Origin of the sequence: Bacillus sp. JJ1122 (assembly GCF_036964885.1) — a bacterium.
GTDB lineage: Bacteria > Bacillota > Bacilli > Bacillales > Cytobacillaceae > Mesobacillus.
Window position 1 is genome coordinate 1 of record NZ_JBALQL010000061.1, and the last position, 1421, is coordinate 1421.

At 27.9% G+C, this 1421-nt stretch carries 1 protein-coding gene; it reads left to right on the forward strand.

Annotated features, from left to right (window positions below; genetic code table 11):
- Nucleotides 1–14 precede the first annotated feature (14 nt).
- A complete protein-coding gene (locus V7201_RS23120; protein WP_335379100.1) occupies nt 15–1379 on the forward strand; it encodes an AAA family ATPase in 1365 nt (454 codons plus the stop codon).
- Nucleotides 1380–1421 lie beyond the last annotated feature (42 nt).

Below are 1421 nucleotides of genomic sequence, written 5' to 3' on the forward strand. Positions count from 1 at the left end.
GGGGTGAGTAATAAATGTTTTTGAAATATATATATATAAAAGACTACAAGAAATTTAAAAATTTTGAACTTAACATTACTCCGGGACATGGTTTTAGTAGAGAATACAGAGATTATTACGGTAATATGAATGTTTCCACTTTAGTAGGTGAAAATGGTGTTGGAAAAACTACCCTTCTTAGTTTTATAGTTCAACTATTTCATTTCCTAGAGAGAAACCAAGAAAAGATAGAATCTGATTTTAAAATAACATATGAAATTCGATTAGATGGATTAAATAAAGAGGTTAGGATTAGAAAAGAAGAAAGAAATATATTTATTAAGATTCCAGACAACGATCAGGAATTTTTACTTTTGGAATGGAAGCATTTAAGAAGGGGAGAAGGAGTTTCCAAAAGAAAACCATATCAAATAGAAATTGACAGACCTGAAATTACATATGATGAAGTAAAGCCCTATCTTCCCAATAATATAATTACCTCAGTTTTTTCGTTACATAGTGAGTATGTTGGTCAATGGAGCGATAGATACTATGGTGATAAAATAATTAGAAGCTATGATATTACCAGTGTTTATGGTTCAGATCATTTCAACGGTTCGCCACTTTCTCGTGGTATAGCAAGGTTTATATATCTATATCTTACAGAGAAAGAAATTATGGTCAATTTATTGGATAATTTAAATTTAGAGATTGCTCCGTTTGTTAAAGTATATTTTGAACGTAACATTAATTATAGAGAGGAAACATTTGTAAGGCTTAATTTGGAAAGTGGTTGGGTTGAACTAGAAGAAATAAATAAGGGAATTCCGTCAGACGAATTTTTAAATATGTTAGTAAAAGCAGAATTAAATGACGATATATATATAAATGATATAGCTTTTTTCAAAGGTGAATACGTAATAGACTTAGAAACTATGAGTTCAGGCGAAAAAATGTTTTTTTATCGTATTTTTTCAATTTTAAGTGCAATAGAGCATAATTCACTAATTATTATTGAAGAACCTGAATTACACCTTAACCCCTCCTGGACTAAACAAATTATAACCATGTTTTATTTACTATTTAACACTTATAATGCACATTTTATGATTGCAACACACTCATATTCATTTATAAATACTTTATTCCCTGAAAATATATTATTGTTTAAGCAGGATAGTGTAACACATCCATCATTCAATACTTTTTTGTCAAACGAAAAAGAAATTACTTCAAAACTATTTAATTCATCTAAAAAATTAAACTATACTGAAGAAAAGTTACTAAGTAAGATTAAGGAATCTTCGGATGCTAATGAACTTAATCAAATTATGGACTATTTAGGTGAATCTTTTTATAAGTTTATGATATTTAATGAATTGCAGGATAGTGAGGACTAATAATAAGTGTGGAAAATAACAAATGATACAAATTATATAGTA

Excerpts from the sequence above, each read along its gene's own strand:
- V7201_RS23120 (WP_335379100.1), top strand. The coding sequence starts at position 15 with ATGTTTTTGAAATATATATATATAAAAGACTACAAGAAATTTAAAAAT.